Origin of the sequence: Streptomyces sp. NPDC093252 (assembly GCF_040683675.1) — a bacterium.
Classification (GTDB): domain Bacteria; phylum Actinomycetota; class Actinomycetes; order Streptomycetales; family Streptomycetaceae; genus Streptomyces.
Genome location: NZ_JBFBEM010000010.1, coordinates 290,939 through 316,607 on the forward strand (window position 1 = coordinate 290,939; position 25,669 = coordinate 316,607).

The window sequence follows — 25,669 nt, forward strand, 5'->3', positions numbered from 1 at the left end:
CCATGGACCTCCAGTCACTTCACGCGCAGCGCTCCGCGCCCACCGGCGTCCGGATGGCCGTGCACAACGCCAAGACGCTCAAGGTCACCATGGTCAGCGGCCAGGACCTGTACGCCAAGGCCGGCTCGATGATCGCGTACGACGGCTATGTGCAGTTCGACGCGGCACCCGGCACCCTGCGCCGGACGGCCGAGGAGATGGTCACCGGCGAGGGCGGCAAGCTGATGCTCTGCCGCGGCGACGGCGAGCTGTACCTCGCGGACTACGGCGGCGAGGTCCTCGTCGTCCATCTGAACAACGAGGCGATGTCCGTCAACGGCCCCAGCCTGCTGGCCTGCGACGCCTCGCTCGGGCTGACCATCGAGCCGGTCAAGGGCCTCGCCAAGCTCTCCGGCTCGGGGCTGACCAACCTGGTCATCCGGGGCACCGGCTGGGTCGCCCTGGTCACCCGCGGCATGCCGATCTCCCTGGACTGCGCCGAGCGCGAGACCTATGTCGACCCGGACGCGCTGATCGCCTGGACCGACGGCCTCGACATGAAGGCCCGCCGCACCATGAAGGCGAGCGCACTGATCGGGCGCGGCAGCGGCGAGGCATTCCAGATCGGGTTCAAGGGGCAGGGTTTCGTGGTCGTCCAGCCCAGCGAGGACACCGGCGACCGTTTCAAGATCCGTGGCTGACCGGGGCTGAGAGGAGCACCAGCACAATGCACAGCACACTCTTCGCGCACATCCCGGTGGAGCACACCGCGCGCTACACCCTCCAGAATCCGCAACTCCTCAAGACCGACGTCACGCTCGGCAGCGGTCCCGTGCTGGCCCGGCAGGGCGCCATGGTGGCCTTCGAGGGGCAGGTCGAGTTCGACAGTCAGTACCGCAACCGGAGCTGGCGCAATGTCGAGCGGATGACCGGCGAGCAACTGGAGCTGATGCGCTGCAAGGGCAGCGGGATCGTCTATCTCGCCAACTTCGCGCAGTACCTGCACATCATGGATGTCGGCCCCGGCATCACCGTCGACAGCTCCGCCGTCCTCGCCTTCGACGGTTCGCTCGGTGTCGGCATCGTCGCCATCGACAGCGCCGTGGAGGTCGCCTCGGCGGGCGCCTACAACCTGGAGCTGTCCGGCGCCGGGCAGGTCGTCCTGATGACCTCGGGCGAGCCGCTGGTCCTGGAGGTCACCCCGGACAAGAACATCTGCTGCGACTCGGACGCGGTCATCGCCTGGTCCACCTCGCTGCGCACCCAGCTCCAGGCGCCCACCTCGACCTCGGCCGTCTGGCGCCGCCGCGGCTCCACCGGGGAGGGCTGGGAGATGCACTTCTCCGGCACCGGACACGTCCTGGTGCAGCCCAGCGAGCTGCTCCCGCCGCAGCACGTCCGCGCCTCCGGGATGCTCGGCCAGTTCGGCATGGGCTCCGGCGGCCTCAGCGGAAACTCCCTCGGGGGCAGCCGCAACTAGGGGCGACTCCGCCGGTACTCAGATGTAAGGGGCGCCCGCACTGTAGGGCGCCCCTTACATGTGCTCCGGATGCCGTTGCTACAGCCCACCACCCGGCACCCCGTACCGGACGGATCACTCCCCGAGCCGCTCCCGAGCCGCCCCCAGCAGCCGCACGACGGAGTCGTCGGCCACCTCCGGGACCTCGGCGTAGCCGAACCAGCGCACATCGAGCGACTCGTCACTCACCGTGTGCGGCGCGTCCGAGGGGGCCAGCGCGGCGTACTGGACGTCGTAGTGGACGTGGCAGGGCGGGGGGATCGGATGGCGGTCCAGGCGCACCGGGCCGCCCGGCAGCAGGCTCAGGCCCGCGACACCGGACTCCTCGGCCGCCTCGCGCAGGGCCGCCGCCGCGAGGGTGGGGTCGCCCGGCTCGCAGTGGCCGCCCATCTGGAGCCACATCCGCAGCTTCCTGTGCAGGGTGAGCAGCACGCGCCCGCGCGCGGGGTCGATCACCAGCGCGCTGGCCGTGACATGCCCCGCGGGGCAGGACTTCCACAGGCCGTCCGGGTGGGCGGCCAGATGGTCCAGGTAGGACTGGCGCAGCCCGCTCTGCTCCGCGCCGACGCCCTCGGGGCCTCCGTGGTCCTCGTGGCCCTTGAGTACGAGGACCGCGTCGTCGTACAGGCTCACTCGGCGTCGCCCTTGTCCTCGCCGTCCTCGCCCTTGCCGGTGTCCGGGGCGTCGTCGCCCTTCTTCAGGTCGGGCTTGCCGCCGGCCGCCTCGCCGAGCATCTTGTCCAGCTCGGAGAAGTCGATCTGCTCGCGGTGCACGAAGCCGTCCGGGTCATCCAGGTCGGAGGCCGTCGGCAGCATGTCCGGGTGGCTCCACAGGGCGTCGCGGCCGTCCACCCCGCGCGCGTCCGTCAGGGACGCCCACAGCCGGGACGCGTCGCGCAGCCGGCGCGGACGCAGCTCCAGGCCGATCAGTGTGGCGAAGGTCTGCTCGGCCGGACCGCCCGTGGCCCGGCGCCGGCGCAGGGTCTCGCGCAGCGCGTCGGCGGACGACAGCCGGGGCTTGGCGGCGGCGTGCACCACCGCGTCGACCCAGCCCTCCACCAGCGCCAGAGCCGTCTCCAGCCGGGCCAGAGCCGCCTTCTGCGCGGGCGTGTCCTCGGGCTGGAACATGCCCTGCTGGAGTGCCTGCTGCAACTCCTCGGGGTTCTGCGGGTCGAACTGGCCGACCACGTCCTCCAGCTTCGTGGTGTCGACCTTGATCCCGCGCGCGTAGCCCTCGACCGCGCCGAACAGATGCGCCCGCAGCCACGGCACATGCGCGAAAAGACGCTGGTGGGCGGCCTCGCGCAGGGCGAGATACAGCCGCACCTCGTCCTTGGGCACGCCGAGATCCTTGCCGAACGCCTCCACGTTCAGCGGCAGCAGCGCGGCCTTGCCGATGGGGCCCAGGGGGAGGCCGATGTCGGTCGAACCGACGACCTCGCCCGCGAGCACGCCCACGGCCTGCCCGATCTGCGAACCGAACATGGCGCCGCCCATGGAGCGCATCATGCCGATCAGCGGCCCGGCCATGGCCTGCATCTCCTCCGGGAGGATCTCGCCCATGGCGCCGCCCACCCGCTCGGCGACCGGGTCGACCAGCTCCTTCCAGGCGGGCAGCGTGGCCTCGACCCACTCCGCGCGGCTCCACGCCACCGCGGTGTTCGCGCCGGACGGCAGCGAGGTCGCGTCGTCCAGCCACAGATCGGCCAGCCGGACGGCCTCCTGCACGGCCGTGCGCTCGGCGGGGCCCACGCTCGCGTCCTTCACGCCGTCGGCGGTGCCCTGGGACACCGTCTGGCGGGCGATCTGCTTGGCCATGTCCCAGTTCACCGGGCCGCCCTCGTAGGAGAGCATCTGGCCGAGCTGCTGGAACGCGGCGCCCAGGTCGGTGGGGTTCAGCGACCCGAACATGGCGGCGAGCGGATTGTCCGCACCGGGGCCGCCGGCCCCGGACGGCCCGAAACCGAACGGATTGGCCGGTCCCTGACCACCACCGCTCTGCTGGTCCTTCTTCTTGCCCTCGTCGCCGTCGTCCGGCTCCTCCGGCGGAAGGCCGAATCCGAATGGGGTGTCACTCACGGGATTCCTCGGCTGGTAAGGCCACCGGTTCTTTCCGGCGGCACGACTGCCCGACAACACCACCCAGCCTAGACACCCCGGACGGATAGGGCCTCGGTGCTTCGCCCGCAGCAGCGCTGCGGCAGGATGGATGCCACCTGGTACGTACGCGTCACTCGCGCTACGTACGTAGACAACCGCTGGAGACGCCCGGTGAGTTCCCCAGATCCGCAGGTTCGCGCACCGCGAAACCACTCAACCCCCTCGCCCGCCCCCTCGACCGGGCCCGTCGTCGCGGTCACCGGCGCGGCGACCGGTGTGGGCGCGATGCTCACCGAGCGGCTCGCCGCGTCCGGGGAGGTCAAGCAGGTCATCGCCATCGACGAGCGCCGCGGCGAGTGCGCGGACGCGCGCTGGCACATCCTGGACGTTCGGGATCCGGCCATCGCCGACAAGCTCCGCGGCGCCGACGTGGTCGTGCACTTGGCGCTCGACCTGGACCTGGAGACGGATTCCGCCGCCCGTACCGCGTACAACGTACGCGGCACCCAGACGGTACTGACCGCCGCCGCGGCGGCCGGGGTGCACCGCGTGGTGCTGTGCACCTCGGCGATGGTCTACGGGGCCCTGCCGGACAATGAGCTGCCCCTCTCGGAGGACGCCGAGCTGCGGGCCACCGCGGAGGCGACCGGCGTCGGCGACCTGCTGGAGATCGAGCGGCTCGCCCGGCGCGCCCCGCGGGCCCATCCCGGCCTCAATGTGACCGTCGTCCGGCCCGCCGTGCTGGTCGGTGGCACGGACACCGCGCTGACCCGGTACTTCGAGTCCCCCCGGCTGCTGGTGGTGGCCGGGTCGCGGCCCGCGTGGCAGTTCTGCCATGTCGAGGACCTGTGCGGGGCGCTGGAGTACGCGGTGCTGGAGAAGGTGGAGGGGGAACTGGTCGTCGGGTGCGACGGCTGGCTGGAGCAGGAGGAGGTCGAGGAGCTGAGCGGCATCCGGCGCATGGAGCTGCCCTCGGCGGTCGCGCTGGGTGCTGCGGCCCGGCTGCACCGGATCGGCCTGACGCCGTCCCCCGCCGGTGACCTCGCGTACACGATGTACCCCTGGGTGGTGAGCGGCAGCCGGCTGCACGACGCGGGGTGGCGTCCGCAGTGGACCAACGAGGAGGTGCTGGCCGAGCTGCTGGAGGAGGTCGCCGGGCGGCACACGGTGGCCGGGCGCCGCCTGGGGCGCAAGGACGCGACGGCGGCGGGGGCCGCCGGAGCGACGGTGGCGCTGCTGGGGGCGGCGGCGGTGGTACGGCGGGCACGGAAGGCGCGGCGGCGGATCTGAGGGCGGGGAACCCGTGTACGGCGTACCCCGCGCGCGGGATACGGGGCGGGCCCCCTTGCGCGGTGCATCCCGCGCGTGTCCCGGCGTGTCGTTCGGCCGCGCGCAGGGGCGCGGGAGAACGGAAACGGTATTCCGCCGTTCGGGAGCGTCGGGCACGATGGGGGCATGGCAGCTCCCCGCGACCACACCGATCACACTGATCACACCGGTCAGACCCCTCGCACCCCCCGCATCGCTCACCCCGATCACCCGGGCGAGCGGGCCGGTGACGAGCCCGTCCGGCTGATCGGTGTCCGGGAGACCCCGCTCTCCGTCGACGAGGTGTTCGCCGCCGTGGGGGACGGCGCGGCCGGTGGTATCGCCCTCTTCGTGGGGACCGTGCGCAATCACGACGGCGGCTCCGATGTCGACGGGCTCGGCTACTCCTGCCACCCTTCCGCGGAGGCGGAGCTGCGGCGGATCGCCGAGAAGGTCGCCGCCGAGTACCCGGTCCGCGCGCTGGCGGCCGTCCACCGCGTCGGGGACCTGAAGGTCGGTGACATCGCCGTCGTCGTGGCCGTCGCCTGTCCGCACCGGGGCGAGGCGTTCGACGCCTGCCGGATGCTGATCGACACCCTCAAGCACGAGGTGCCCATCTGGAAGCACCAGACGTTCTCCGACGGCACCGAGGAGTGGGTCGGAGCCTGCTGACCCCACCCCGCCCCCCGGGGCCCGCCGACCCCCGCCCCGCCCCCGGGGCCCGCCGACCCCCTTGCACCCCCTCCGCTTGCGTAACCGCACCCCTGCCGTGAGCGTTGTCAGTGCGGATGGTTAATCTGCTGATCAGTCAGTTTCAGTCGGTTGCGGACGTTCCGTCGGCCGCCGGCGCATCCGGGGTTGGGAGGTCGGCATGGCGGCGCTCGCCTGGTTGCTGATTCCGCTGGTGGCCGCGATTGCCGCCGGGCTGTGGGGAAGTTGGGCCAACCGCACCCGCAAGGCCCGCGGTGACGGCCCCGAGCTGGACGGGTACGCCAGATTCCGGGCGGCGATGGAGAGGTCCAGCACCCCGGCGCCGGAGGACTCCCGCTCGGGCTCCTGAGCGGCCCCCCGTGCCCGACCGTGCCGTGTCCCGCCCCGACCGGACGCCCTGACGGTGCGCTGACAGAACCGTCCCGTACTGTCGGACCATGCCACGCCGTACCGTGACGATGCTCGCGTCCACCCTGATGCTGATCGCGCTGCTGTGCGCAGGGGTGCTCATCAAGGTGCCGTACTCGGAGATGTCCCCGGGGCCGACGGTGAACACGCTGGGGGACCACGACGGGGAGCCGGTGCTCCAGATCTCCGGGCGTGAGACCTATCCCACGGACGGGCACCTGAACATGACCACGGTCCGGGTCACCAGCGCCGACTACCGGATGAACCTCGTCGAGGCGGTCTACGGCTGGCTCGCCCACGACAACAAGGTCGTGCCGCACGACACGCTCTACCCGGACGGCCAGACCGAGGAGCAGTCCACCCAGGAGAACGCCGAGGAGTTCAGCCAGTCCCAGGAGAGCGCCAAGGTCGTCGCCCTGGAGGAGCTGGACATCCCGGTGCAGTCCTGGGTGATCGTCTCCACCGTCGTCAAGGACTCCCCGGCCGAGGGCGTGCTGCACGCGGGCGATGTGATCAAGGCGGTGGACGGTACGGAGGTCAAGGCGCCGGCCGATGTCGCCGAGCTGGTGACCGAGCACACGCCGGGCGAGGACGTCGTCTTCACCATCGTGCCCGCCGCAGAGCAGGCCGCCGCCGAGAAGGAGAACCGGCAGCCGGAGAAGACCGAGGAGATCACCCTCACCACGGCCGCCTCCGACGACACCGGCGAGAAGCGCGCCATCGTCGGCATCTCCGCCGGGACCGACCACACCTTCCCGTTCAGCATCGACATCAAGCTCGCCGATGTGGGCGGCCCCAGCGCCGGACTGATGTTCGCCCTCGGCATCTACGACAAGCTGACCCCGGGCAGCCTCACCGGGGGCTCGTTCGTCGCCGGGACCGGGACGATCGACGACGAGGGCAAGGTCGGTCCGATCGGCGGCATCGAGATGAAGACGGTCGGCGCGCGCGACAAGGGCGCCGAGTACTTCCTGACCCCGGCCGACAACTGCGAGGCCGCCGCCAAGGACACGCCCGACGGGCTCACCCTCATCAAGGTGGCCACCATGGACGACGCGCTGGGCGCCCTCAAGGACATCCGCGACGGCGACACGGCCGATCTGCCGACCTGCACGGCGGCCAAGGGCTGACCGGCCCGGTGACGGCGACACCGCGGACTCCCGCGCCGGCCAGGGACTGACCCGCGTCCCGCAAGAGCGACACCGCCGGCCTGCTCACCCGCGCGCCGGACAAGGCCGACCGGTCCCCGCAACGGGGACACCCCCACACCCACCAAGAGCCGACCGGTCCCCGCGGAGCGGGAACCCGGACACCCCTCGATTTCAGTCCGCGAACGTCGCCGTCAGCGCCTCCGCCAGCCCCGGCACCAGTTCCGAACCGGTGACGACCTCCGTCGGGGTGTCCTTGGCGCGCAGCCGCAGCGCGGACTCGCGGGTGCCGTCCCGCAGCACCGCGACCGTCATCCGGACCTCCTGGCGGCCGGGGTGGGCCGCCACCCACTTCGCCAGCGCGGCCTCGTCCAGATCCTGCGGAACCTGGGCCTCCGCGGACGGCGGCAGCATCAGCCGCTCCACGCTCAGGGCGCATCCGGTCACCGCGTCCGGCCAGGCGATGGTGGCCAGGAACTCGTCGAGGGGCCTGTCCGTTCCCATCTCGTCCTGCTCGATCGGTGTGAGGCCGGAGGTCTCCTGCTCCGCGCCGAGACCGAGCTGGGCGGCCAGGGAGGGTTCCTGAGCCCGGAGCCGGGCGGTGTCGACGAGGGCGAAGAGGCGGGCGGGCTGATCCCAGCCGAGACCGGAGACGTACTCGTCGATCTCCAGAACGGCCCGGGTGAGCGGGCTCGCCGCCATGGGGGTGTTGGACATGGTCACAATCCTGCCTCGTTCTTCCCCGAAATCGGGAACCGAGTAAAGCGTGAGTAAGTTGCATAGGTGAGGGCCTAGGATCACTGGGCCCTTCACGACGGTCCGAAAACGGGACGGACCGGACAGATCACCAGCGAACCTTCGAGGTGCAGACCTTGGCTTTCCAGATGCCGGACCGCGGCGGAGGCCCGACGGGGCCACGGATCAGAGTGGGCCGACCGTCCCGGCGGGTCCGGACCCTGCTCATGACACTGGGCGTGCTTGCCGTTCTCGGCATGGCGTTCACCATGTTCGCGGGGTTCTGGACGGACTGGCTCTGGTACCGGTCGGTCAACTACTCGTCGGTCTTCACCACCACCCTGTGGACCAAGATCGGCCTCTTCCTCGTCTTCGGCCTGCTGATGGCCCTGGCGGTGGGCTTCAACATCTGGCTCGCCCACCGGCTGCGCCCGCCGCTGAGCGCGATGTCGATGGAGCAGCAGAACCTCGACCGGTACCGCATGGGCATCGCGCCCTACAAGAAGTGGCTGCTGCTCGGGATCACCGCGCTGGTCGGCCTGATCGCCGGCGCCTCCGCCTCCGGGCAGTGGCGCACCTGGCTGATGTGGGTCAACGGCGTGCCCTTCGGGCAGAAGGACCCGCAGTTCAACCTGGATGTGTCGTTCTACGCGTTCGACCTGCCCTGGTACCGCTTCCTGCTGGGCTTCGGCTTCGCGGCCACGATCCTCTCGGTCATCGCCGCCGCCCTGACCCACTACCTCTACGGCGGTCTGCGGGTCACCAGCCCCGGCGCGCGCGCCACGGCCGCCGCCACCGGGCACCTCTCGGTGCTGATCGGCCTCTTCGTCTCCCTGAAGGCCGTCGCCTACTGGCTGGACCGGTACGGCCTGGCCGTGAAGTCCAGCGACTTCAAGGCGACGGACAACTGGACCGGTCTGCGCTACGTGGACGCGAACGCGTATCTGCCGGCCAAGACGATCCTCTTCTGCATCGCCATCATCTGCGCGCTGCTGTTCTTCGCCACCCTGTGGCGGCGCACCTGGCAGTTGCCCGTCATCGGCTTCGGTCTGCTGGTGCTGTCGGCGATCCTGATCGGCGGGCTCTACCCGGCGATCGTGCAGAAGTTCCAGGTCCAGCCCAATGAGCAGGCCAAGGAAGCCCCGTACGTCGCCAAGAACCTCCAGGCGACCCGGGACGCGTACGACATCGCGGACGCCCAGGTCACGGATTACGACGGCAAGAGCGACACCGAGGACCTCGCCTCGCTGCGGGACGACGTGGACGCCACGGCCAGCATCCGGATCATGGACCCGAACATCGTCTCGCCGACGTTCCAGCAGCTCCAGCAGATGCGCCAGTACTACGCCTTCCCGACCAACCTGGACGTGGACCGCTACAGCGAGAACGGCCAGGAGCAGGACACGGTCATCGGTCTGCGCGAGCTGAACCTCGCGGGCGTGGACAAGCAGAACTGGATCAACACCCACTTCCGCTACACCCACGGCTACGGTGTAGTCGCCGCCGAGGGCACCACCGCCGACTCCGAGGGCCGCCCGGTCTTCACCGAGTCCGACCTGCCCTCCCAGGGCAAGCTGGGCGAGTACGAGCAGCGGATCTACTACGGCGAGAAGACCACCGAGTACTCGATCGTCGGCGGTCCCCAGAAGGAGATCGACTACTCCGACGACAGCGGTGAGAAGACCTACAGCTATCAGGGCGACAGCGGGGTCAGCCTCTCCAACCCGGTCAACCGGGCCGCGTACGCGGTGGCGTTCAGCGAGCCGCAGATCCTCTACTCCGGAGCGATCGGCGACGGTTCGCGGGTGCTCTACAACCGCACGCCCAAGGACCGCGTCGAGGCCGTCGCGCCCTGGCTGACCATCGACGGTGACGCCTACCCGGCGGTCGTGAACGGCCGGATCCAGTGGATCGTCGACGCGTACACCACCACCAACGGCTATCCGTACGCCTCCCGCACCACCCTCGGTGACACCACCGCGGACTCGCTGACGGCGACGAACAACTCCCGCGCGGTGGTGGCCCAGCAGAACCAGGTCAACTACATCCGCAACTCGGTGAAGGCGACCGTCGACGCGTACACCGGCGAGGTCAAGCTCTACGAGTGGGACACCCAGGACCCGGTCCTCAAGACCTGGATGAAGGCGTTCCCGGGCACGGTCGAGCCGCGCGCGGAGATCAGCAAGGACCTGATGGATCACCTGCGCTACCCGCAGGACCTGTTCAAGGTGCAGCGCGAGCTGCTGACCCGCTACCACGTCAAGGACGCGAACACCTTCCTCAGCGGCAGCGAGGTGTGGCAGGTGCCGGACGACCCGACCAACAAGTCGGGCAACGCGGTGCCGCCGTACTACCTCAGCATGAGGATGCCGGACCAGCAGCAGCAGGCGTTCTCGCTGACGACGACGTTCACCCCCAACGGGCGGGACAATCTCAGCGCGTTCATGGCGGTCGACGCGGAAGCCGGGACCGATGACTACGGCAAGATCAGAATTCTGAAACTGCCGACCAGTACCACCGTCGACGGCCCCAAACAGGTGCAGTCCCAGTTCAACTCCGAACAGGACATCGCCGAGTCGATCAGGCTCCTCAGAGGTGGTGACTCGGAAGTCGAGTACGGCAACCTGCTGACCGTGCCCCTGGACGGCGGACTGCTCTATGTCGAACCGGTCTACGTCCGCGGTGGCGGGCTCAAGTACCCGCTGCTGCGCAAGGTGCTGGTCTCCTACGGCGGCAACACCGCCTTCGAGGACACCCTCGATGAAGCGCTGAACAAGGTGTTCGGTGCCGAGGGAACGGCCCCGCAGCCACCACCGGACGAGGGCGGCACCGAGCAGCCACCGCCGCCGACCTCCGACAACCCGACGGTGCAACAGGCGCTGGACGACGCCCAGAAGGCGTTCGACGAGGGTCAGGAGGCCCTCAAGAACGGTGACTGGGAGGCGTACGGCCGGGCGCAGCAGGAGCTGGAGGACGCCCTTCAGCGGGCCGAGGACGCACAGGCGCAGCCGAGCGGTTCGGGCGGCGGCGACGCGAGCCCCAGCCCGAGCGCCACCCCGTCGGGCAACTCCAGTCCCAGTCCCGGTTCCAGCCCCAGTCCCACGGCCAGTCCGGACTCAGCCTGACCGGACTCGGCCTGACCGGACAGCCGGGGGCTTGATCGAATCGCTCCTCCCGCGCCGTGGTACGGTTTGCACACAACGGCGCGGGGTGGAGCAGCTCGGTAGCTCGCTGGGCTCATAACCCAGAGGTCGCAGGTTCAAATCCTGTCCCCGCTACTGAAGTCGACGTCCAGGACGTACGACGGCAAGGGCCCGGATCCTTCAAGGATCCGGGCCCTTTGCGCTGGGCGAACGCATCTACCGGAGATCGGGTCGCCGTGCCGCCGTGGAGAGTTGGGGGAGCTGTGTTTGACTTGTCTCTCTGTGGGCATGTCGACAAAACGCTGAAGTGACCTCGCTGGCTGCGATATACCAGGTGTATCCAGGTTGTTGGTGGTGCGACGATGGACGTTATGGGGGACAAGGCAACTCTGTTGGATACAGGGCGTTTTGTGCAGCCTTCCCATCGGGAAGTGATCGGCTCCGGTCAGAACGGGATCGGGGCCGACCGGGACGATACGGGACAGGCTGCCGAAGAGGCACGCACCCGGGCCGCCGCCGAGGCCGGAGAGGTCGAGGCCATGAGCGTCCTCGGCGCCATGCTGCTGCGCCGCGGCGACCTCGACGGCGCCGAACCCCAGCTCCGTGCCGCCACCGCCGCCGGTGACCGGGCCGCCGCCAACAACCTCGGCGTTCTGCTGCACCAGCGGGGCTACGCGGAGGAGGCCGCCGGCTGGTGGCGGATCGCCGCCGTCGCCGGATCCGCCGCCGCCGCCCACGCCCTCGGGCGCCATCACCGGGAGCGCGGCGACGAACCCGCCGCCGAGTACTGGCAGCGCCAGTCCGCGGAGCAGGGCCATGTGCTGGGCGCCTACGCCCTCGCCGACCTCCTGGAGCACCGCGGCGACCCCACCGCCGAGCAGTGGATGCGGGCCGCCGCCGAACGGGGCCACCGGGAGGCCGCGTACCGGCTCGCCCGCGAGCTGGACCGGCAGGTGCACCAGGCCGCGACCGGGACGGACGACGGGGCCGGGAGCCCCCGGGCCGCCGAGGCCGAGCAGTGGTACCGGCAGGCCGCCGCGCGCGGTCACCGCCGGGCCGCGCTCCAGCTCGGCGCGATCCTGGAGCGGCGCGGCGAGCTGAAGGAGGCCGGGCGCTGGTACCTGACGTCCGCCAAGGACGGCGAGGCGCGGGCCGCCTGCGCCCTCGGCTTCCTGCTGCGCGACGCCGGGGACAGCGAGAACGCGGCCGTCTGGTGGCTCAGGGCCGCCCAGGACGGCGACGGCAACGCCGCCAACGCCCTGGGCGCGCTGCACGCCGAGCGCGGTGAGACCCAGACCGCCGAGCGCTGGTACCGGGCCGCGATGGACGCCGGGGACATCAACGGCGGCTACAACCTCGCGCTGCTCTGCGCCGAGCAGGGCCGCACCGCCCAGGCCGAGCAGTGGTACCGCCGCGCGGCCTACGCCGGTCACCGCGAGGCCGCCAACGCGCTCGCCATCCTGCTGCTCCAGGGCGGGGACGCCACCGGCGCAGAGCCCTGGTTCTCCAAGGCGGCCGAGGCGGGCAGCGTCGACGCCGCGTTCAACCTCGGGATCCTCTACGCGGGCCGGGGCGCCGACCGTGACGCCCTGCGCTGGTACGAGCGGGCGGCGTCCGCCGGACACACCGAGGCCGCCCTCCAGGTCGGCATCGCCCGGCTGCGCGAGGGCGACGAGCGGGAGGCCGAACGGCATCTGCGGTGCGCCGCGGGCGGAGGCAGCCCGGAGGGGGCGTACCGGCTGGCCGCCGTTCTCGACGCCCGGCGCCCGCCGGTCTCGCCGCACGAACTGGGCGAGCCCGCGCACCACAAGACCGAGTGCGAGGAGTGGTACGAGCGGGCCGCGTCCCAGGGCCACCGCCGCGCCCAGGTCCGCGTCGGCATGCTCGCCGCCGGGCGCGGCGATGTCGTCGAGGCCGCCCACTGGTACCGGACGGCCGCGGAGGCGGGCTCCCGCAACGGCGCCTTCAACCTCGGTCTGCTGCTGGCCCGCGAGGGCAGCGAGCCCGAGGCGGCGGTGTGGTGGACCCGCGCCGCCGACGCCGGCCACGGCCGCGCGGCCCTGCGCCTGGCCCTCGTCTACGCCCGCCGCGGCGAACTGGCCGAGGGGCAGCGCTGGGCGGACCGCGCGGTCACCCTGGGCCCGCACGAAGTGGCGGAACGGGCGACCCGCCTCAGAGACGCCCTGAGAGAGGAACTGTCCGCGTAGCACGCGTACACGCCCCTTGAGGCCAACGCCCCCCAAGGGGCGCCCCCCAAGGGGCGCTCCGGGTATCCCCTCCGGGGACCCCTCCAGGGGGAACCGCACGCCCGGCCACAACAACCCCGCCCCCCTCAGCGGACGCGCGAAGGCGCCGGGGTCTCCATGAGCCCGGTATGGAGACCCCGGCGCCGGCAACCGGTCGGTGGCGGAGCCGACCGGCCGTCTGTGGGCACCGCTCGCGCGGCTAGCGCATCCGCACCGGCGGCGGCAGTGGCGGCTGCCCCGGTTCGACCGTCGTGTGCATCTCCGGGTGACGGGCGAGGAGTTCGGGGTCGTCCTGGCACGCGGTCAGGAACCGGTGCAGTGACTTCAGCAGCAGAAACAGGGTGTCGTCATCGTCAGCCCTCATGTCCAGCAGGTGAGGCCGTTTCATCGCCGGGTCCCCTCGCCGTACTGCTGGGCGGCCCACTCGTCCTCCGGACCCCAGTACCCGGTGCCCTGGCCGGGCTGGGCGTACGGCCCGTAGGGGTCGGGCGTCGGCCCGGTCCAGGGCTGCTGGGGCGGGGACGCGGGGTGAGGGTGCCCGGGGTGGGGCTGGTGCGCCTGCCCGGGATGCGCCTGCCCGGGATGGGCCTGGGCGGGGTGCGGCAGATGCCCGGGGTGCCCGCCGTGCCCCGGGTGCGCCCCGTGCACCGGCTGCCCACCGTGCCCCGGATGACCGGCATGCCCCGCACCGTGCTGATGCCCCGGATGCCCCTGCGCCGGCACCCCGTGCACCGGCTGCCCGGGATGAACGGGATGAGCGACATGCCCCAGGTGAACGGGATGGACGGGGTGAACGGGATGGGAAGGGTAGGAAGGATGGGCGGGCTGACCGGTATGGCTCGGCTGCCCACTCTGCATCGGCTGCCCGGCATGGACCGGCTGCCCATGGGCGAACCCCTGCCCCATCGGATGCCCCTGCCCCTGCCCCCCGGCAGCCTGACCCCCGGCAGCCAACCCCACCCCACCCGGCACGGGCGGCGCAGCCCCCGCCCCCGTAGCGGCGAACGGCCGCACCAACCCCTCCGCCTCGCGACCGCCCGAGCCGCCCAAGCCGTCCAAGCCGCTCAAGCCGCCCCGACCGCCCCGCTCCGCCCCCGCCCGCACCGTCGCCCTGACCTCCGTCACCTCGGTCTCCAAGGTGTCCGCGACGACCTCCGCGACCACGGGCCCCCGCTCCTCCGCGACCACAGGCCCCCGCTCCTCCACACCCACGGGCTCCCGTTCCTCCCCAGCCCCCTTCGTCCCGCTCCCGCGTTCCTCCGGCAGCCGTACGTCCACATGCAGCGCGCCCGACTTGCGGCGCTGCTCGGCCCACTCCTCGATCTGGCTGCGGCAGGCGAGGTCGAGATGGGAGAGACCCGAGGCGTCCACATGGACGCGGGGCTTGTCGGCGATGGACCCCAGGGCGTCGATGAGCTTCGGCAGCCGCAGGAACGTGGCGTTGCCCTTGAGCTCGATGCGTCCGGTGTCGTCCGTCGTCGTCCGCTTGATGGTCATCCGGGACATCCGCAGCGCCACGAGCACGATCGCCACGGCCAGTCCGGCGAGCACGCCCTCCAGCAGATTCGCGACGACGATCGCGCCGGTAGTGATCAGCATCACGATGCCCTCACCCCGGTCGGTCTGCCACATCTGCTTGAAGGCGGGCGGGTTGAACAGCTTCCAGCCCGCGTGCAGCAGCACCCCGGCCAGCACCGAGACCGGGATCAGCCCCAGCAGGCCCGGCAGCAGCAGACCGAAGCCCAGCAGCCAGGCGCCGTGCAGAATGCGGGAGATCTTGGTCTTGGCGCCCGCCTGGACATTGGCCGCGCTGCGGACGATCACCGCGGTCAGCGGCAGCGCCCCGAGCAGCCCGGCGATGGTGTTGCCGACGCCCTGGGAGAACAGCTCGGCGTTGTACTTGGTCCGGGGGCCGGTGTGCATCCGGTCCACGGCCGCCGCGCTGAACAGGCTCTCGGCGGAGGCGATCACGGTGAAGGTCACGATCATCGTGAGCAGCGCCGGGTCGAGGAGATGGCCGAGTGCGGACGGGGTGACGAAGGTGACGGCGTCCAGCATGTTGCCGAACGACACCTTCTTGACCTCGAAGCCCGGCATCGCCCCGATGACACAGCCCAGCATCACCGCGATCAGCGGCGCCGGGACCTTGCCCAGCGGCTCCGGGACCTTCTTCCACGCGAAGCACAGCACCAGCGCCATCAGCCCGAGCACCAGCGCGGCGGCCTTGTGGGCGTCCCCGGCCACCGCAGCGGCCAGATCGGGCAGCCCGGCGATGTTCTTCAGGGCCGTACCCAACTGCTTGGAGTCGACCATGGCGTAGGTCTGGCTGAGGATCAGCGGGACGCCGATGCCGGCCAGCATGCCCTGCACCACCGAGACGGAGATGGACTGGAAGATCCGCCCGGCCCGCAGCGCGCCCAGCGCCATCTGGAGCAGCCCGCTGACCAGCACCACCGGGCCCAGGAGGCCCACGCCGTGCTCGGTGACGAACTCCAGCACCAGCACCGCGAGCCCGGCGGCCGGACCGCTCACCTGGAGTGAGCTGCCGGGCAGGAAGCCCACCACGAGCCCGCCGATGATGCCGGAGATGATGCCCAGCGCGACCGGCACACCGGAGGCCGCGGCGACCCCGATGCACAGCGGGAGGGCGACGAGAAAGACGACGACGGAGGCGACGAGGTCGGTGCCGATGGAGGCTTTCATGGGTTCGCTCGGGGCAGCGGGGGCACTGCTGCCGCCGCCACCGCCGCGGGAGCCCGTGCTCCGCCGCGCGTGCTTTCCGGAACTGCCGAGACGTACTCGGTCGTTTGACACAGTGTTCGATCCTTTCGCCGCATCCGGCGCCGGGCCGGTGAGAGACCGACAGGGCCGGTGACAGACCGACAGGGCCGGTGACAGACCGGCGGGGCCGGTGAGAGACCGGCCGCCGATCGGAGACCGACCGCCGGTGGGAGACCAGCGGGCGTCGGCGGGAACCGGCAGGGGCCGACGGGAGCCGCCACAAGCCGGTCGGTTCCCGACCTGAGCCGGTCGGTGCCGGAGGCCCGTGCGCGCCGCGCCGCGCCACGCCGGGCCGGTTCCAAGAGGTCCCGGTGGCCGCGCGAGGTGTGCCGGCGGCGCCCCCGGACCGGCAGGAACCGGGCGGGGCGGGGCGCACGGGCGGGTGGGCCGGATGCGTCTGTGGGGGGTGGGGATGAGGGGGGGAGAGGAGGGGGCCGGATCCGGTAGGAGCGTCCGGCCCGGGGTGCCGCTCGCTTCACCGGGCTGGGCGCCTGGCTCAGTGGAGGTGGAACTCGCCGTCACCGTCGTCGAGTTCGAGGACCTCGGCGGTGTCCACGCGGTAGTACCAGCCGTGCAGCCGCAGCCGTCCGGCCGTCACCGCGGAGGCCACCTCGGGGTAGCCGCGCAGGGTGTCGAGCTGGGTGGCGACATGACGCTGGACGAACGCGCCCATCGCCGGGTCCTGCGGCGGGGTGTCCAGCAGTTGCGCCAGACCGGGCCGGGCGAAGGAGACCCAGCGGTCCACGCTGGGCAGCGCCGCGAGGTCCTGCCCGCTGGCCACGGCCCCGATGGCACCGCAGTGCGAGTGGCCGCAGACGACGATGTCCTTGACCTGGAGAACGTCCACCGCGTATTGCAGGGTGGCGGCCTCGCCGGAGAAGCGGTCGGGGTCGTAGGGCGGGACGATGTTGCCGGCGTTGCGCAGTTCGAAGACCTCGCCGGGGCCGGTGCGCAGGATCAGCGCGGGCACCACACGGGAGTCGGAGCAGGTGATGAACAGGATGCTCGGACTCTGTCCGGCGGCGAACCGCAGGAAGGTCTCGCGCTGGGAGGCGATGCGGTCGTGGAAGGTCCGTGCGTTGTCGAGCAGTTTCTTCATGAGTGTGCTCCAGGCCGGATCTGCGAGTCGGCAGCCGCGGGCTGACACCACCGGGGCCGCCGGTAGGGGAGGGACACCTGGGGGCGGTGTCCTGGCCCGGAAGCATGCGCGCGGGCGATGAGTCGCCCGTGAGATCACGGTGAGAGAGTTCTCACCGGAATGGCAACGTTGTCAGAACCTGGCGCCGACCACCCGCAAACCTGACTCACACTCACGTATGGCCAGTTCGGAGGGGGTGGGTCAGGCCCGCAGCCGGTACCCCACCCCCCGTACGGTCTCCACCCGGTCGGGGCCGAGTTTGCGCCGTACGTAGCGGACGTAGACGTCGACGATGTTGGAGCCGGGGTCGTAGTCGAAGCCCCAGACCCGGCTGAGGAGCTGTTCGCGGGTCAGGACCTGGTCGGGGTTGCGCAGAAAGACCTCCGCGAGGGCGAACTCCCGGGCGGACAGCTCCGCCACCCGCCCGTCGACATGGACGCGCCGGGTGCGCAGATCGAGCACCAGATCGCCCGCCCGCAGCAGCGAGGACTCCGGGCCGCCCTCCGCGCGCAGCCGCAGCCGTACCCGGGCGAGGAGTTCCTCGAAGGCGAAGGGCTTGGAGATGTAGTCGTCCGCGCCCCCCTCCAGACCGGCCACGACGTCCGAGACGCTGTCGCGGGCGGTGAGGATCACCACGGGCAGGGTCACCCGCATCTCGCGCAGCTTGCGCAGCACGGTCAGTCCGTCGACGGAGGGCAGTCCGAGGTCCAGGATCATCAGATCGCAGTCGCCGGAGCGGGCCTGCTCGTAGGCCGACAGACCGTCAGCCACTACGGAGGTAGTGAAGCCATGTCCGCGTAAGCCCCTTTCCACGAAGGAGGCGATTCCCGCCTCGTCCTCCGCTATGAGAATCCGGTGCATGGTGTCCTTCCTCGCCGGGGTGGTACGCCGGAAGTTCCAGTACGAAGAGGGCGCCGCCGGTCGTCGCGTCCTCCACCCACGCGACGCCGCCGTGCGCCTCGGTGATCTCACGGACGATCGCGAGGCCCAGCCCGATCCCCGCGCCCGCGCTGCCGTCGGGTGCCCCGCCCGCGCCGCCGGGGCCAGCCTGGGCGAACCGGCCGAAGATCCGCTCCCGGTCCATCGGGCCGACCCCGGGACCGGTGTCGCGCACCCACAGCAGCACCTTGTCGCCCCGGATCGCCGACCCCATCTCGATGAGATCGCCGTCCAGGGTGTGCCGTACGGCGTTGGCGGCGAGCTGGATCAGGCCCTGGGTGAGGCGCTGGCCGTCGACCAGCACGGTGGCCTCGGAGACCGCCGCCACCCGCCAGTAGCGGTCGCCGAGCGCGCGGGCCTTGGCGACGACATCCACGATGAGATCGGTGAGGTTGGTCTCGCCGATGTTCAGGAAGTCGGGCCGTTCGGCCTTGGCGAGCAGCAGCAGATCGTCCACGATCCGGCTCATCCGGTCGAGTTCGTCCAGGACCAGCGCGCGGGTCGCCGCCCGCTCCCGCACCGCCACATCCCAGCCGACGCGCGGTGGCCCGCCGGGGTCGAGCAGTTCCAGATGGCCGCGGACGACGGTGATGGGGGTGCGCAGTTCGTGCCCGACCTCGTCCAGGAAGCGGCGCTGGGCGGTGAAGGCGTGCTCCAGCCGGTCCAGCATCCGGTTGAAGGTGTGGGCGAGCGCGGCGACATCGTCGTCGCCGCGCACATCGAGGCGCTGGGTGAGATCGGACTCGCTGATCCGGGCGGCGGTGTGCCGCACCAGCCGGACCGGGGCCAGGATCCGCCCCGCCACCAGCCAGCTCGCCCCGCCCGCCAGCACCAGCGCGCCGAATCCGGTGCCGAGCAGCATCTTGGCGACCCGCCGTTCCTCGGAGAGCTGCCGGTCCCGGAACTCCAGGATCACCAGCCGGACGTCGTGCGGGTCGCCGGCCACCCGGACCGGGATCACCCCGTAGCGGACCCGGCCCACCGAGGCGTCGGTCAGCCAGCCGACCCGGGCGCGGTCGGCGGGCAGCCCGGACAGCAGGGCCACCACCTCGGGGTCGCGGTCCAGCCGGGCCGGGGCCGAGGCGGAGCTGCGGCGGTCCGCCTGGCCGTCGACGATGCTGAAGAAGGTCTCCTCCCGGTTGGGCAGATTGATGGTCATGAACGCGGTCAGCAGGGAGGCCCCGTCCGGATAGCGCGGACCGGTCCCCGGCTGCTCGCTGCTCGCCGCGAACTGGCGGAGTTTCTCGCCCTCGCGCAGCAGTTGGGCGTCGATCTGGTCGTCGAGCTGGGTCTGCCACACCACGGTGATGCCGATGGTGGGCAGTGCGAGTGCCGCACCCACGAGGAGCAGCATCCAGCCGACGATCTTCGATCGCGCGCTGGCGGTGTGCCGCCGCATGGTGATCAGTCCCCGCCTCCGTCGTCGTCCGATCCGCCGGCTCCGTCGTCATCGTCGTCGGCCGGGGGCGGTGCGGTGGAGGGGTCCTCGCTGCTGCGGGGTGGGGTGAGCGAGGGGACGGGCCGTCCGCCCGGGGGGCGGGTGGAGGCGGTGGCCGTGGGGGCGGCGGTGGGGGATTCCGGGGCGGGCAGCAGGGTGGGGGCCGTGCCGGTGGGGGTGGCCGTGGGGATCAGGGGGGAGGACGAGGGCCCGTGCGGCGACTTCGGCGGCGCCGACCGCGAGGCGGACGGGGTGGGGCCCGCGCTCGGGTTCCGTACCTCGATCGAGGGCCCCAGATCCAGCGGCTGGCCCTGGTCCACCAGGGCCTTTCCCACCACCATCCCGGCCCCTGCCAGGGCCGCGACCACGGTGATCGCCAGATTGGCTTTCCGAAGCCTCTTCATGGGGTGATTGTCCAGTCCAATCGAACAGTTGCCTGAAAGAGGAGAGGATTCTCATCTCTTGAGGGAGGGGTGGGGTGGATGTGGTTGTTGCCTGGCGGCGCTTTGGGGGTGCCTTCGGGTTGCCTTGGGGGTGCCTTGGAGTGTGCGTGGAGATCCTTCGGGTCCTTCGGGTCCTTCGGGTGCGCCAGGAGATACGGACGCCCGAACCCGACTGCTCGGTAGCCTCCGCCGCCCCTGTCGGCCCGGTGATTTGCCTCGCCGGTCCCCGGTGACGTAACGTTGCATTCACCGACGCGGGGTGGAGCAGCTCGGTAGCTCGCTGGGCTCATAACCCAGAGGTCGCAGGTTCAAATCCTGTCCCCGCTACTCACGGCCGAGGGCCGGAACCCGATCAGGGTTCCGGCCCTCGGTGTTTCTACGGGCAGGTCGAAGGTATGGGTACGGCGAAGGCCCCGGCGCCTCCCTTGGACGGGAAGGCGCCGGGGCCTTTGTGCTGCTGGTCGCGGGTTACGCGCTCGCGCAGTTGGGGCAGATCCCGCGGTACGTCATCTCGACATCCGAGATGGTGAAGCCGAAGCGCTCCGAGTCGGGGAGGTCGGCCAGCGGGTTGCCGGTCGGGTGGACGTCCCGGATCGCGCCGCAGCGGGCGCACACCAGATGCTGGTGCGGCCGATGGGCGTTGGGGTCGTAGCGCTTGGCCCGTTTGTCGGTGCTGACCTCAAGGATCTCGCCGAGCGAGACCAGTTCGCCGAGGGTGTTGTAGACCGTCGCCCGGGAGATCTCGGGCAACTTGGCCACGGCACGGGCGTGCACCTCGTCGGCGGTCAGATGGACATGATCACCGGCGAGCACCTCGGCGACGACACGCCGCTGCGCGGTCATCCGCCATCCGCGTCCGCGCAGCCGTTCCAGAAGGTCACTCATGCCGACCACCTTAACAGCAAGGGGCCCAGGTCCTGAATAGGTGTGGCTTTAGAGTTCTGCTTGACTTGGACTTAGTCCATTGTAGGATCGATTACGGATTTGAGTCATGGGCAGGACAGTGACGGAAGCACAGCCGGAGGCGGATATGACGCAGGGACCGCTCACCACGGAGGCCGGGGCCCCGGTCTCCGACAACCAGAACAGCGAGGCGGCCGGTGTCGGCGGCCCGCTGCTGATCCAGGACCAGCTTCTGCTGGAGAAGCTCGCGCACTTCAACCGGGAGCGCATCCCGGAGCGGGTGGTGCACGCCCGCGGGGCCGGTGCCTACGGCACCTTCACCGTGACGGCCGATGTCACCCCGTACACCCGCGCGGCCTTTCTCTCCGGGGTCGGCAAGGAGACCGAGGTGTTCCTCCGGGTCTCGACGGTGGCGGGGAACCTGGGAGCGGCGGACGCGGTGCGCGACCCGCGCGGCTGGGCGCTGAAGTTCTACACCGAGGAGGGCAACTACGACCTCGTCGGCAACAACACCCCGATCTTCTTCATCAAGGACGGGATCAAGTTCCCGGACTTCATCCACACCCAGAAGCGCGACCCGTACACCGGCTCCCAGGAGGCGGACAACGTATGGGACTTCTGGGGGCTCAGCCCAGAGGCCACCCACCAGGTGACCTGGCTGTTCGGCGACCGGGGCATCCCGGCGTCGTACCGGCACATGAACGGCTACGGCTCGCACACCTATCAGTGGACCAACGACGCCGGTGAGATCTTCTGGGTGAAGTACCACTTCAAGACCGACCAGGGGATCAAGAACCTCACCGCCGCGGAGGCCGAGCAGCTCGCCGGGCGGGACCCCGACTCCCATCAGCGGGATCTGCGCGAGGCGATCGAGCGCGGGGAGTTCCCGAGCTGGACCGTGCAGGTGCAGATCATGCCGGCGGCGGACGCGGCCACGTACCGCTTCAACCCGTTCGACCTCACCCGGGTCTGGCCGCACGCGGACTATCCGCCGGTCACCATCGGGCGCCTCGAACTGAACCGCAATCCGGAGAACGTCTTCGCCGAGGTCGAGCAGAGCGTGTTCTCCCCGGCCCATCTGGTCCCGGGCATCGGCCCATCCCCGGACAAGATGCTCCAGGCCCGGCTGTTCGCGTACGGCGACGCCCATCGCTACCGGGTCGGCATCAACGCCGACCAACTGCCGGTGAACCGGCCGCACGCCACCGAGGCGCGCACCCACGGCCGGGACGGCCACCTCTACGACGGCCGTCACAGGGGCGCCAAGAACTACGAGCCGAACAGCTTCGGCGGCCCGTACCAGACCGGCCGCCCCCTCTGGGCGGCCACCCCGGTCAGCGGCCTCACCGGCGAGCACCCGGCGCCCGTCCACGCCGCGGACGACGACTTCGTCCAGGCCGGTGATCTGTACCGGCTGATGTCCGAGGGCGAGCGGGAGCGGCTGATCGCGAATCTGGCGGGCTCGATCGCGGGGGTCTCGCGCGACGACATCGCCGAGCGCGCCATCGCCAACTTCCGCCGGGCGGACGACGACTTCGGCAAGCGGCTGGACGCCGCGGTCCAGGCCCTGCGCGGCTGACGGGACCCCGCTCCGGGTCGTCGCCCCGTGCGCCGGACGCGCTGGACGCCCCGGACGCGCCGGGCCGCTTGCCGCGGCGGCAGCGGGCCGGGTTCCCGGGAGACCGGGGGTCCGGCCCGCTGCTGTGTGCGCCGCCGGGTGGCGGCCCGGTCAGGCGGGCACGCCGTGGCGGTGCGGGGCCCAGCAGCGGATGATGTCGCGGACCGAGACGATCCCGGCCGGACCGCCGTGGTCCAGCACGATCAGATGCCGGAAGCCGCCGCGGGACATCGCGTGGGCGGCCTCCTCCAGGGTCCAGGCCGGGGCGGCGAAGACGACATCGGTGGTGGTGTGGGCGTGGGCGCGCTCGGTGTCCGGGTTCTGGCCCAGACCGACGGAGTTGAGGATGTCGCGCTCGGTGAGTATGCCGATCCCGCCGGCGTCGGGGTCGTGGACCACCGCCGCGCCGACCCGTCGCGCGGACATCAGCGCGGCGGCCTGGCGGAGTGTGTGGTCGGGGCCGATGGTGAGGACCACGGTGCTCATGGCGTCTCGGACGAGCATGGGAGCCACCTCCGGTTCGTCTGCGTGTTCATGCCCCTGTCCCTGTTCATGTGCTGATGCGGATCATTTGTTCATCGTTTCACAAATTCACAAGGGTGGGTGCCTTCAGAGTCGCAGGCAAAGGGGGAGTCAACAAGGGGGCGCGCACCGCCCGCCGCGGGGCGCGTGGAGTCGTAAAGGGTGGGAGTGGCGGCGGGGGCGCGGGAGGTCAGCGGCGGTTGTTGAGGTAGCCGAGCAGTTCGTCGTGGAGCGGACCGTTGGAGGCGGCGGCGTTGCCGCTGTGCGGGCCGGGGCGGCCGTCGAGCCCGGTGAAGGTGCCGCCCGCCTCGGTGACGATGATCGCGTTGGCCGCCATGTCCCACAGCGACAGCTCCGGCTCGGCGCAGAGATCGATGGCGCCCTCGGCCACCAGCATGTACGGCCAGAAGTCACCGTAGGCGCGGGTGCGCCACACCTGCCGGGTCAGGTCCAGGAACCCGGCCAGCCGGCCCTGCTCCTCCCAGCCGGACAGCGAGGAGTACGCGAAGGAGGCGTCCGCGAGCGTGGAGACGCCGGAGACATGGATCCGGCCTGCGGAGGTGAGGCTGCGCCCGGTGAACGCCCCGTGACCCAGCGCCGCCCACCAGCGCCGGCCCAGCGCCGGAGCCGAGACCAGCCCCACGACGGGACGGTAGCCGCCCTCGGCCACCTCCATCAGGGAGATCAGCGTCGCCCAGACCGGCACGCCCCGCACATAGTTCTTGGTCCCGTCGATCGGGTCGATCACCCAGCGGCGCGGACCCGTCCCCTCGATGCCGTACTCCTCGCCGAGCACCGCGTCCCGGGGCCGGGCGCGCTGGAGCTGACCGCGGATCAGCTCCTCGGCGGCCTTGTCGGCCTCGCTCACCGGGGTCATGTCCGGCTTGGTCTCCACCTTGAGGTCGAGTGCCTTGAACCGTTCCATGGTGGTCGCGTCCGCGGCGTCCGCGAGGACATGGGCGAGCCGGAGATCGTCGAGATAGTCGGGCATACGCGCACGCTATCTGCCGGAGGGGGGAGGGGGCCACGGGAGGGGCCCTCCGGACGGGTTGCGCGGGTGCCGGGGGCGTCCCGCCGGGGGGTGGGGTGTGGCTCCTGGCGGGGGATGGGTCGGGGGGTGTGTCAGGAGGGTGCCCCGGGTGGGCCAGGCGTCCCCCGCCGGGGGAAGGGGATACGGCTCCCGCCGAGGGTGGGTTGCGGGTTCTGCCGGGGATGGGGGGACGGGTCGCGGGCCCTGCGGAGGGGTGGGTTGCGGCTCTCGCCGGGGGCGGGGCGCGGGTTCTGCCGGGGCGGGTTGCGGGTCCTGCTGGGGGATGGGTCGTGGGTCCTGCCGAGGCTCGGGTTACGGCTCACGTCGAGGGCCAGGGCGGCGGGGTGTCTCAGGAGGGCGTCCGGGGCGGGGCAGGCGCCCTGCCGAGGGCCGGGTTATGGCTCTCGCCGGGAGCAGGTTGGGGGTTCTGCCGGGGCGGGTTGCGGGTCCCTCCGGAGGGGTGGGCTGCCGCTCCCGCTGGGGGCGGGGCGCGGGTTCCGCCAGGGGCTGGTCACTGTTCCCGCTGGGGGATGGGTCAGGGGTGCTGTTGAGGGGTGGGGCGGCGGGGTGTGTCAGGGGGGGGTGCCCCGGGTGGGCCAGGCGTCCCCTGCCGAGGGACGGGGTACGGCTCCCGCAGAGGCGCGGGGCGTGTATCCCGGCGAGGTGCGGGTCGCGGCTCCCGCCGAGGGTGGCTCACCGCTCCCGCGAGGGATGACTCACCGCTCCCGCCGAGGGATGGCTCACCGCTCCCGGTGAAGGACGCCTCCCGGGTCCCGTCGAAGGGCGGGCCCCCGATCCCGTCGAGAGCCCCGCTCCCCGGGCACCCAAAGCGCGCGGGCCCTTGACACCTCACCTCGGCGCGTCAAATGTGGGCGGGAGTGTCGTTCCCCCTGGGAGGCGAGGATGCCTGCTGCTCGGGAATCCCTGCTCGACGCCGCCTACACCGCGCTCGCCCGGCGGCCGTGGCCGGCGGTGCGGATGGTGGATGTGGCCGCGGCGGCCGGGGTGTCCCGGCAGACGCTCTACAACGAGTTCGGCAGCAAGGACGGTCTCGCCCGCGCCCTGGTCCGCCGCGAGGCCGACAGCTATCTCGCCGGGGTGGAACGCGCGCTGGCCACCCCCCTCGACGCCCGGGAGCGGCTCACCGCCACCGCCGAGTGGACCACCCTCGCCGCCCGGAAGAACGCCCTGGTCAAAGCCATGCTCACGGGCTGCTGGAGCGAGCGGCTGCCCGCCCCGTCCCTCGCCGCCGTGCCGTCGTCCTCGGCTGTCCCCGCCCAGCGCAGGGCCGATGGTCCGCTGCCCTCACCCGGGGACTTCGTGACCCTCGTCCGGGACCGGGCCGTCGCCGTTCTCTCCACCGCTCACCAAGCCCACCAAGCCCACCAAACCCATCCCGCCCATCACACCCACCTCGGCGACCCCGCCGAACTGGCCCGCTTCTGCGAACTGGCGGTGCGCCTCGCCCTGTCCTGCGTGGCCGCGCCCCCCGGGGAGGGCGGGGTGGCCGGGCTTATCCGGGGCGCCCTGTCCCGCCAGGGCGGGTGAGAACCCCCAGAGA

The 25,669-nt window shown here is 71.5% G+C and carries 22 protein-coding genes and 2 tRNA genes; 12 read left to right on the forward strand and 12 right to left on the reverse strand.

Annotated elements, in window-relative coordinates:
- The first annotated feature begins 2 nt into the window (after nucleotides 1-2).
- Both AB0O01_RS22690 and AB0O01_RS22695 read left to right on the forward strand, forming a co-directional pair.
- Nucleotides 3-680 carry an AIM24 family protein gene (locus tag AB0O01_RS22690; RefSeq protein WP_365315871.1) on the forward strand — a complete coding sequence of 226 codons (678 nt, stop codon included), beginning with the start codon at nucleotides 3-5 and terminating at the stop codon, nucleotides 678-680.
- Between the two features lie 26 nt (nucleotides 681-706).
- A complete protein-coding gene (locus tag AB0O01_RS22695; RefSeq protein ID WP_365315873.1) occupies nucleotides 707-1,459 on the forward strand; it encodes an AIM24 family protein in 753 nt (250 codons plus the stop codon).
- A 114-nt stretch (nucleotides 1,460-1,573) separates the two neighbouring features.
- Here the strand turns inward: AB0O01_RS22695 and AB0O01_RS22700 are convergent, their stop codons facing one another.
- Nucleotides 1,574-2,131: an NUDIX domain-containing protein gene (locus tag AB0O01_RS22700; RefSeq protein WP_365315875.1), complete on the reverse strand. Its 558-nt coding sequence runs from the start codon at nucleotides 2,129-2,131 to the stop codon at nucleotides 1,574-1,576.
- Nucleotides 2,128-3,576 carry a zinc-dependent metalloprotease gene (locus tag AB0O01_RS22705; RefSeq protein ID WP_365315877.1) on the reverse strand — a complete coding sequence of 483 codons (1,449 nt, stop codon included), beginning with the start codon at nucleotides 3,574-3,576 and terminating at the stop codon, nucleotides 2,128-2,130. Before AB0O01_RS22705 ends, AB0O01_RS22700 begins: the two co-directional genes overlap by 4 nt.
- A gap of 192 nt (nucleotides 3,577-3,768) precedes the next feature.
- Here AB0O01_RS22705 and AB0O01_RS22710 point away from each other — a divergent pair, with 192 nt between their 5' ends.
- The 4 genes from AB0O01_RS22710 (at nucleotide 3,769) to AB0O01_RS22725 (ending at nucleotide 7,154) form a co-directional block, all read left to right on the forward strand.
- Nucleotides 3,769-4,887 carry an SDR family oxidoreductase gene (locus AB0O01_RS22710; RefSeq protein WP_365315879.1) on the forward strand — a complete coding sequence of 373 codons (1,119 nt, stop codon included), beginning with the start codon at nucleotides 3,769-3,771 and terminating at the stop codon, nucleotides 4,885-4,887.
- Nucleotides 4,888-5,118: 231 nt separating this feature from the next.
- Entirely contained in the window at nucleotides 5,119-5,577 is a 459-nt protein-coding gene (locus AB0O01_RS22715; protein WP_365315982.1) for a molybdenum cofactor biosynthesis protein MoaE, read from the forward strand.
- 199 nt (nucleotides 5,578-5,776) lie between these two features.
- Nucleotides 5,777-5,965, forward strand: a complete 189-nt coding sequence (locus tag AB0O01_RS22720) for a hypothetical protein (protein WP_365315881.1) — start codon at nucleotides 5,777-5,779, stop codon at nucleotides 5,963-5,965.
- Between the two features lie 88 nt (nucleotides 5,966-6,053).
- Nucleotides 6,054-7,154: a PDZ domain-containing protein gene (locus AB0O01_RS22725; protein WP_365315883.1), complete on the forward strand. Its 1,101-nt coding sequence runs from the start codon at nucleotides 6,054-6,056 to the stop codon at nucleotides 7,152-7,154.
- Nucleotides 7,155-7,346: 192 nt separating this feature from the next.
- On the opposite strand, the gene AB0O01_RS22730 is transcribed toward AB0O01_RS22725, so the two are convergent.
- Nucleotides 7,347-7,889 (reverse strand): PPA1309 family protein, encoded by a 543-nt coding sequence (locus AB0O01_RS22730; protein ID WP_365315885.1) that lies wholly within the window; start codon nucleotides 7,887-7,889, stop codon nucleotides 7,347-7,349.
- 167 nt (nucleotides 7,890-8,056) lie between these two features.
- Here AB0O01_RS22730 and AB0O01_RS22735 point away from each other — a divergent pair, with 167 nt between their 5' ends.
- The 3 genes from AB0O01_RS22735 (at nucleotide 8,057) to AB0O01_RS22745 (ending at nucleotide 13,257) form a co-directional block, all read left to right on the forward strand.
- Nucleotides 8,057-11,032 (forward strand): UPF0182 family protein, encoded by a 2,976-nt coding sequence (locus AB0O01_RS22735; RefSeq protein ID WP_365315983.1) that lies wholly within the window; start codon nucleotides 8,057-8,059, stop codon nucleotides 11,030-11,032.
- 79 nt (nucleotides 11,033-11,111) lie between these two features.
- A tRNA-Met gene (locus tag AB0O01_RS22740) sits at nucleotides 11,112-11,185 on the forward strand.
- A gap of 227 nt (nucleotides 11,186-11,412) precedes the next feature.
- Nucleotides 11,413-13,257, forward strand: a complete 1,845-nt coding sequence (locus tag AB0O01_RS22745) for a sel1 repeat family protein (RefSeq protein ID WP_365315887.1) — start codon at nucleotides 11,413-11,415, stop codon at nucleotides 13,255-13,257.
- Nucleotides 13,258-13,495: 238 nt separating this feature from the next.
- Here AB0O01_RS22745 and AB0O01_RS22750 read toward each other — a convergent pair whose 3' ends face one another.
- From AB0O01_RS22750 to AB0O01_RS22775, 6 genes are all read right to left on the reverse strand, one after another.
- Nucleotides 13,496-13,660: a hypothetical protein gene (locus AB0O01_RS22750; RefSeq protein WP_365315889.1), complete on the reverse strand. Its 165-nt coding sequence runs from the start codon at nucleotides 13,658-13,660 to the stop codon at nucleotides 13,496-13,498.
- A 20-nt stretch (nucleotides 13,661-13,680) separates the two neighbouring features.
- On the reverse strand, nucleotides 13,681-15,999 hold the full coding sequence (locus AB0O01_RS22755; protein ID WP_365315891.1) for a SulP family inorganic anion transporter: 2,319 nt from the start codon (nucleotides 15,997-15,999) through the stop codon (nucleotides 13,681-13,683).
- Between the two features lie 574 nt (nucleotides 16,000-16,573).
- Nucleotides 16,574-17,176, reverse strand: a complete 603-nt coding sequence (locus tag AB0O01_RS22760; protein ID WP_365315893.1) for a carbonic anhydrase — start codon at nucleotides 17,174-17,176, stop codon at nucleotides 16,574-16,576.
- Nucleotides 17,177-17,416: 240 nt separating this feature from the next.
- Nucleotides 17,417-18,076: a response regulator transcription factor gene (locus AB0O01_RS22765; protein ID WP_365315895.1), complete on the reverse strand. Its 660-nt coding sequence runs from the start codon at nucleotides 18,074-18,076 to the stop codon at nucleotides 17,417-17,419.
- A complete protein-coding gene (locus tag AB0O01_RS22770) occupies nucleotides 17,979-19,553 on the reverse strand; it encodes a HAMP domain-containing sensor histidine kinase (RefSeq protein ID WP_365315896.1) in 1,575 nt (524 codons plus the stop codon). The genes AB0O01_RS22765 and AB0O01_RS22770 overlap by 98 nt, the downstream gene beginning before the upstream one ends.
- A gap of 5 nt (nucleotides 19,554-19,558) precedes the next feature.
- Nucleotides 19,559-19,996, reverse strand: a complete 438-nt coding sequence (locus tag AB0O01_RS22775) for a hypothetical protein (RefSeq protein WP_365315897.1) — start codon at nucleotides 19,994-19,996, stop codon at nucleotides 19,559-19,561.
- Nucleotides 19,997-20,288: 292 nt separating this feature from the next.
- Between AB0O01_RS22775 and AB0O01_RS22780 the strand changes: the two genes are divergently transcribed.
- A tRNA-Met gene (locus AB0O01_RS22780) sits at nucleotides 20,289-20,362 on the forward strand.
- A gap of 141 nt (nucleotides 20,363-20,503) precedes the next feature.
- On the opposite strand, the gene AB0O01_RS22785 is transcribed toward AB0O01_RS22780, so the two are convergent.
- Nucleotides 20,504-20,920 (reverse strand): Fur family transcriptional regulator, encoded by a 417-nt coding sequence (locus tag AB0O01_RS22785; protein WP_365315898.1) that lies wholly within the window; start codon nucleotides 20,918-20,920, stop codon nucleotides 20,504-20,506.
- A 145-nt stretch (nucleotides 20,921-21,065) separates the two neighbouring features.
- Here AB0O01_RS22785 and AB0O01_RS22790 point away from each other — a divergent pair, with 145 nt between their 5' ends.
- Complete coding sequence (locus AB0O01_RS22790; RefSeq protein ID WP_365315900.1) at nucleotides 21,066-22,517, forward strand: catalase; 1,452 nt, start codon at nucleotides 21,066-21,068, stop codon at nucleotides 22,515-22,517.
- Between the two features lie 150 nt (nucleotides 22,518-22,667).
- Here the strand turns inward: AB0O01_RS22790 and AB0O01_RS22795 are convergent, their stop codons facing one another.
- Together AB0O01_RS22795 and hisN are read right to left on the reverse strand one after the other, a co-directional pair.
- Nucleotides 22,668-23,060 carry a CBS domain-containing protein gene (locus AB0O01_RS22795; RefSeq protein ID WP_365315901.1) on the reverse strand — a complete coding sequence of 131 codons (393 nt, stop codon included), beginning with the start codon at nucleotides 23,058-23,060 and terminating at the stop codon, nucleotides 22,668-22,670.
- A gap of 208 nt (nucleotides 23,061-23,268) precedes the next feature.
- Nucleotides 23,269-24,069 carry a histidinol-phosphatase gene (hisN, locus tag AB0O01_RS22800; RefSeq protein ID WP_365315903.1) on the reverse strand — a complete coding sequence of 267 codons (801 nt, stop codon included), beginning with the start codon at nucleotides 24,067-24,069 and terminating at the stop codon, nucleotides 23,269-23,271.
- Between the two features lie 942 nt (nucleotides 24,070-25,011).
- Between hisN and AB0O01_RS22805 the strand changes: the two genes are divergently transcribed.
- Nucleotides 25,012-25,656, forward strand: a complete 645-nt coding sequence (locus AB0O01_RS22805; RefSeq protein WP_365315905.1) for a TetR/AcrR family transcriptional regulator — start codon at nucleotides 25,012-25,014, stop codon at nucleotides 25,654-25,656.
- Nucleotides 25,657-25,669: the final 13 nt, after the last annotated feature.

What these genes read in the sequence shown, in the direction of transcription:
- AB0O01_RS22690 (WP_365315871.1), top strand. Translation starts at nt 3, where the DNA reads ATGGACCTCCAGTCACTTCACGCGCAGCGCTCCGCGCCCACCGGCGTC.
- AB0O01_RS22695 (WP_365315873.1), top strand. Translation starts at nt 707, where the DNA reads ATGCACAGCACACTCTTCGCGCACATCCCGGTGGAGCACACCGCGCGC.
- AB0O01_RS22720 (WP_365315881.1), top strand. Translation starts at nt 5,777, where the DNA reads ATGGCGGCGCTCGCCTGGTTGCTGATTCCGCTGGTGGCCGCGATTGCC.
- AB0O01_RS22725 (WP_365315883.1), top strand. Translation starts at nt 6,054, where the DNA reads ATGCCACGCCGTACCGTGACGATGCTCGCGTCCACCCTGATGCTGATC.
- AB0O01_RS22730 (WP_365315885.1), bottom strand. Translation starts at nt 7,889, where the DNA reads ATGTCCAACACCCCCATGGCGGCGAGCCCGCTCACCCGGGCCGTTCTG.
- AB0O01_RS22735 (WP_365315983.1), top strand. Translation starts at nt 8,057, where the DNA reads ATGCCGGACCGCGGCGGAGGCCCGACGGGGCCACGGATCAGAGTGGGC.
- AB0O01_RS22745 (WP_365315887.1), top strand. Translation starts at nt 11,413, where the DNA reads ATGGACGTTATGGGGGACAAGGCAACTCTGTTGGATACAGGGCGTTTT.
- AB0O01_RS22750 (WP_365315889.1), bottom strand. Translation starts at nt 13,660, where the DNA reads ATGAGGGCTGACGATGACGACACCCTGTTTCTGCTGCTGAAGTCACTG.
- AB0O01_RS22755 (WP_365315891.1), bottom strand. Translation starts at nt 15,999, where the DNA reads ATGAAAGCCTCCATCGGCACCGACCTCGTCGCCTCCGTCGTCGTCTTT.
- AB0O01_RS22760 (WP_365315893.1), bottom strand. Translation starts at nt 17,176, where the DNA reads ATGAAGAAACTGCTCGACAACGCACGGACCTTCCACGACCGCATCGCC.
- AB0O01_RS22765 (WP_365315895.1), bottom strand. Translation starts at nt 18,076, where the DNA reads ATGCACCGGATTCTCATAGCGGAGGACGAGGCGGGAATCGCCTCCTTC.
- AB0O01_RS22770 (WP_365315896.1), bottom strand. Translation starts at nt 19,553, where the DNA reads ATGCGGCGGCACACCGCCAGCGCGCGATCGAAGATCGTCGGCTGGATG.
- AB0O01_RS22775 (WP_365315897.1), bottom strand. Translation starts at nt 19,996, where the DNA reads ATGAAGAGGCTTCGGAAAGCCAATCTGGCGATCACCGTGGTCGCGGCC.
- AB0O01_RS22785 (WP_365315898.1), bottom strand. Translation starts at nt 20,920, where the DNA reads ATGAGTGACCTTCTGGAACGGCTGCGCGGACGCGGATGGCGGATGACC.
- AB0O01_RS22790 (WP_365315900.1), top strand. Translation starts at nt 21,066, where the DNA reads ATGACGCAGGGACCGCTCACCACGGAGGCCGGGGCCCCGGTCTCCGAC.
- AB0O01_RS22795 (WP_365315901.1), bottom strand. Translation starts at nt 23,060, where the DNA reads ATGCTCGTCCGAGACGCCATGAGCACCGTGGTCCTCACCATCGGCCCC.
- hisN (WP_365315903.1), bottom strand. Translation starts at nt 24,069, where the DNA reads ATGCCCGACTATCTCGACGATCTCCGGCTCGCCCATGTCCTCGCGGAC.
- AB0O01_RS22805 (WP_365315905.1), top strand. Translation starts at nt 25,012, where the DNA reads ATGCCTGCTGCTCGGGAATCCCTGCTCGACGCCGCCTACACCGCGCTC.